Raw genomic sequence first — 4963 nt, forward strand, 5'->3', positions numbered from 1 at the left:
GCTCGAAGATGGTCACCCGCGCGCTCGGCGCGAACCCGTTCTTCTATCTTGCGTTCAATTTCTTCTTGCATTGGAACTTTACGAATTTGGCGAATATAGTCGTCAATCACTTGTTCGTTCATTCCGTGACCCGCTCCCATCATTACGATGGAACTGGCCAAGCTCTCCAGCTGTTCGTCTTGCAGCATGGCAATGTATCGGCTTGCATCCGGCTCAGCATTCTGAGCGTAGTAAGCATATAAATAAGCAGCTAAGACTGCGTGAGCTTCAACGTTGAATTGATCTCCTAACTGCACTTCCACATGTGCGCAAACATCGCGATCATGCATCATAACAGCCAAAATCAATCGTTCAGCATTGTGATAAGCTGGCAAAAGCGAAGGCGTTTTCTTGCGTGTTCGTTCCGCTGTTCTCCCATTATTCATAACATTATTCCACAGAATTGGTTTATTATCCCCATCTGGTCGGTTTTTTTCCGATTGCAGCAAGATTTCGTGAAGGTCTAACTTCATCGCCTCATACGAGGAATCTGGGAATTCAGAAGCCAACTGCTTCAAGTAATGTTCTCGTTCCATTGGAGAGTGTAGATCACTAATTAACTTCACAGCGGATTGCAGATAACGAAGTCGGTCACCGTCCTCATGCAACTTAAAATTTTTGCGGATGTACAAAAGCTTATATTTCATCGATGGTACGGCAGGTTCAATAATCTCCCGCACGAATCGGTCAAAACCATATTGTTTTACATAATCATCTGGGTCTTTGCCATCCGGCAGCATAGCTACGGTAACTCGGCTTCCCGTTTCTTCTAGTATCGGAATGCTTTTGAAAGCAGCCGATTGTCCGGCATTATCGCCATCGTAACATACGACGATTTGGTCAGCGTTGCGGTTCAGCAGCGCCGCGTGTTCTTTGGTCAGTGCAGTCCCCATCGTGGCGACCCCGTTGCTAATCCCTGCTTCCCAAGCTTTAATCACGTCTACGTAGCCTTCAAAAAGGACCGCTTGTTGCAGCTTTCGCATATTAGGTCTAGCCAAGTGAAGATTGTACATGGTCCTGCTTTTATTAAAGAGAGTAGACTCGGGACTGTTTAGATACTTAGGTTGAGCATCGCCCATTGACCTCCCGCCAAAAGCAATGACCTTGCCGGCTGCATCGCAGATGGGGAACATGATGCGCTCCCTAAATTTGTCCACGTAGCCAGTTCCTTCGTGTTTGGCCGAAATTAATCCGCCCTTTTCCATCAGAGTGAGATCAAACTCACGTTTCACTAGCTGCTGGACTAACGTATCCCACATTGCAGGGGCATAACCGATTTGAAACGTATCGATCAGCTTATCAGAAATACCTCTTGAAGCCAAATACCCTTTTGCAACTTTGCCTTGCTCTGTATTGCCTAAAATATAATGATAAAGTTTAGCTGCAAAATCATAAGCTTTCAGCAGGGTTGCTTTCTCTTGCTGCTGCTCTGTCTGCTCCTCGGACGCTTCTTCCCACGTAATCGGGATATCCGCTTCTTCCGCTAGCTTAGTAATGGCTTCTGAGAAACTTAGCCCCTCTATTTCCATAACGAAACGAATTAAATTCCCGCCTACATTACACCCGAAACAACGATAGATCTGTTTTTCCGGCGTGACAGTGAATGAAGGACTTTTTTCTGAATGGAAAGGACATAGTCCTTTCATATAATGCCCTTGTTTACTCAAATGTACGTGCCTGCCAATTACATCAACGATGTCATGGCGTTTCAGTACAGCCTCAATGACCTCTTCAGGTATGCGTCCGTACCTCATGTTATTTCCACCCACAATTCAGGTCGCTTTTCCGACTAAGTACTATTCGCTACTCATTTTCGATTTCCTGCAATTTTTTTAAAAGTTTTGTCAAACCATGTAGAAAATATTTACGATCCTCGTCAGTAAAGGGTTTTGGACCCTTTGAATGCTTGCCCGCTCTGCGCATTTTTGCTGAAGTATGACGACGATCCAATAAGAAATCAATCGAGCTGTCCGTATATTCCTGACCCCGATTCGTCAAACAATACGAGCCTTTCGCTAACCCAAGCGCTGCGAGACCGAAATCCTGTGTCACCAAAATATCACCAGATTTAATTTGATTGGCGATGTACAAATCAACAGATTGATCGGAACGGTCCACTTGTACGACTCGAACACCAGGGTTCATCTTCATCCGATGATCGAACGAAGCAACTAACACAACTTGTACACCGAACTGCCTGCCTGCTTCTTCTATTTCGGTTTTGACGGGACAAGCATCGGCATCAACGATTATACTTCTCGCACCCATACGGTTCAGCCCACGCCCTTTTTGACGAAATCTCACCGTACTATTATATACGATGAACTTCTAAAAAATCCTGCAAGTAGAAACATAAAACCTTATTGAACCCGTTCAATATGATCCATAACCAGACTTGCCGTTTCCTCAACGGCGCGATTCGAGACATCGAAGATCACACAACCGATTTTGCTCATAATTTTGTCAGCAAAAGCCAGTTCTATTTTAATACGTTCTACATTCGCATAGGTTGCATTTTCTGCAAGTCCAAGTGTCCGAAGCCGTTCTTGGCGAATAACATTCAATTTATCCGGATCAATCCGAAGGCCGATAATTTTATCCTTTGCAACGGTATAGATAGCAGCAGGAGGCTGCATTTCTGGCACTAAAGGTACGTTAGCCACTTTAAACCTTTTGTGGGCTAAATACATGGATAAAGGAGTTTTGGAAGTGCGGGACACGCCCAGAAGGATGATATCTGCTTTTTGAATACCGCTAAAATCCCGGCCATCATCATATTTAACCGCAAACTCAACGGCCTCAACCTTTTTAAAATAGTCCTCATCGAGCGGATGGATCATCCCTGGCTGCCTACGCGGCTCTTGGCGCAGCGCTTGCCCTAAGGTGTTCACCACGGGTCCTAGAAGATCAATATGCGGAATGCCATGCTCTTTTGCTTTGGCAATAAGATCGTCACGCAATTCCGGTATGACCAAGGTAAAAACAACGATACCGCCATGAATGCGAATCGCATTAATCACTTTATCGATGCCTTCGATATCATGGATAAACGGCGCTCTTACAATCTCCACAGGAACCGGATGAAATTGCATGGCAGCAGCGCGTACAACAGACTCCCCTGTTTCCCCAACAGAGTCAGAAACGACATAAACCCGAGTAGGTAATGGATGATCCATTTTCCTATAGCCCCTTTCAACCATATCAGCAGGGACTAGGCCCTACATTAGCATTTGTATGTGAAGTAGATTTGAACAGAACGTAAGCATAAAAAAACTCACCGATATGCGGACAGCACAAAGGCGAGGTGTTTTCCACCACATCATATCAAAGCGAACAACACATGTCAAATTAGACCAAGTTTATATATTGTATTTTTCCATTTGTTCGATAAAGTCTCTTGATTTCCATTTTACTCCGATATGTATATCCATATAAGTCATCATACATGTCTTGAGCTGCGCCTTCGTTTCATCCTTGACCTGAACAGCACCAAGTCTACGCATATCCATGCGGGGGAATAGTTTAAGCAGCTTGAGCGTGCCTTCCCCTACACTAATCGCGACCGTATCCTTATAGCGACATCTGCTGCACAAAGTTCCGCCCATGGCAGGGCTGAAGTGTGTGATTCCCGAGGTTTCACCGCAAGAAACGCAAGCGTCCGTGACAGGCAAATAACCTGCCAACTCAAACATTTTCATTTCATAGAGGTGAACAACGATTTGCATGTCCTTGCCCTCTTCGATCGCCATTAAGCCTGCTTTCAGCTGTTCAAACAGATATGTGCTGCCTTCTTCATCGCCAAGCATGCGGTCCGTCATTTCAGCCAAATAAGAGGCATGTGCTGACATATGCAAATCTTCTCGCAAAGCGTGATGGGCTTCAATGATTTCCGCAGAATTCAAAGATCCCATTTGACCGCGTGTTTTAAAAAAAACAAAATCGCCGTACGTAAAAAGCTGCGTAACGGCGGCATGTCTACTTTTCACTTTCTTCGCACCCCGAGCCATGACTCCAACCTTACCTAGCTCGGGGGTGAACAGACTAATGATCTTGTTCCCCTCTCCATAGTCCATACTACGGAGTACGATCCCCTGTACACTACGCAGCAAATGATTTCCCCCATGTATGCCGCTCTGAGTTTACGAATCGTTCACTTACAAATTCAGACCTTCGAGCGGCTCTTCATTACTTTGATCCTCTTCCTGTACATCCGTGTCCATGCCGGGTTGCCCGGTAACTTGTTTGTACAAAAGGTAGGCATCTACATCACCGGTCTTTGAAAAATACGTCCACGAAAAGTCTTTCATGTTCAGCATCCTCCCCATCGAACGTGATGTTCATAGGATGTGCAGAGAAAGCTTCTCTATGCGGACAAATAACTGGAACTCTTAGGTAATCGCCAATTAATCGTGGCGGAAACCGAGATCCTTCAACACTCTGTCTTGATTTCTCCAGTCTTTCTTGACCTTCACCCAAAGCTCTAGGAAGGTCTTGGAGCCAAGCAGTGTCTCGATATCTCTACGGGCTTGACGGCCGATTTCTTTGAGCAGGCTCCCTTGTTTGCCGATTACGATACCTTTTTGGGAATCGCGTTCAACAAATATAACGGCTGAAATATGCACAACACCGTTGGGTTCAACACGCATATCCTCGATTTGGACAGCAATGGAATGCGGGATTTCTTCACGGGTCAAATGCAGTATTTTCTCACGAACAAGCTCTGCGCACACGAACTGCTCCGGATGATCAGTGATCTGATCGGCAGGATAGTACTGTGGTCCTTCAGGTAAATATTTAATAATTTGCTCTAAAAGTGTCGTTACATTATTGCCTTTAAGCGCCGAAACCGGCACAATTTCTGCAAAATTATATAGATCTTTGTATTGCGTAATGATAGCAAGCAGCGCTTCTGGCTGTACAAGGT

General features: G+C 45.2%; 6 protein-coding genes. All 6 read right to left on the reverse strand.

Features of this window, described 5'->3' with window-relative positions:
- On the reverse strand, window positions 1-1793 hold a 1793-nt coding region (gene dnaG, locus AC1DUA_RS23010; RefSeq protein WP_477501986.1), incomplete at its 3' end, for a DNA primase.
- A gap of 49 nt (window positions 1794-1842) precedes the next feature.
- Complete coding sequence (locus tag AC1DUA_RS23015; RefSeq protein ID WP_477501987.1) at window positions 1843-2307, reverse strand: YaiI/YqxD family protein; 465 nt, start codon at window positions 2305-2307, stop codon at window positions 1843-1845.
- Between the two features lie 92 nt (window positions 2308-2399).
- A complete protein-coding gene (locus AC1DUA_RS23020) occupies window positions 2400-3215 on the reverse strand; it encodes a pyruvate, water dikinase regulatory protein (RefSeq protein WP_145656981.1) in 816 nt (271 codons plus the stop codon).
- Window positions 3216-3398: 183 nt separating this feature from the next.
- Complete coding sequence (gene recO / locus AC1DUA_RS23025) at window positions 3399-4148, reverse strand: DNA repair protein RecO (protein WP_477501988.1); 750 nt, start codon at window positions 4146-4148, stop codon at window positions 3399-3401.
- A 45-nt stretch (window positions 4149-4193) separates the two neighbouring features.
- The gene (locus AC1DUA_RS23030; RefSeq protein WP_127451872.1) at window positions 4194-4346 is read right to left on the reverse strand and encodes a YqzL family protein; all 153 of its coding nucleotides are present in this window, start codon (window positions 4344-4346) and stop codon (window positions 4194-4196) included.
- Between the two features lie 96 nt (window positions 4347-4442).
- Window positions 4443-4963: GTPase Era (gene era, locus AC1DUA_RS23035; protein ID WP_477501989.1), on the reverse strand; the 521-nt coding region annotated here is incomplete at its 5' end.

It is taken from the genome of Paenibacillus sp. 01T422 (assembly GCF_056398785.1).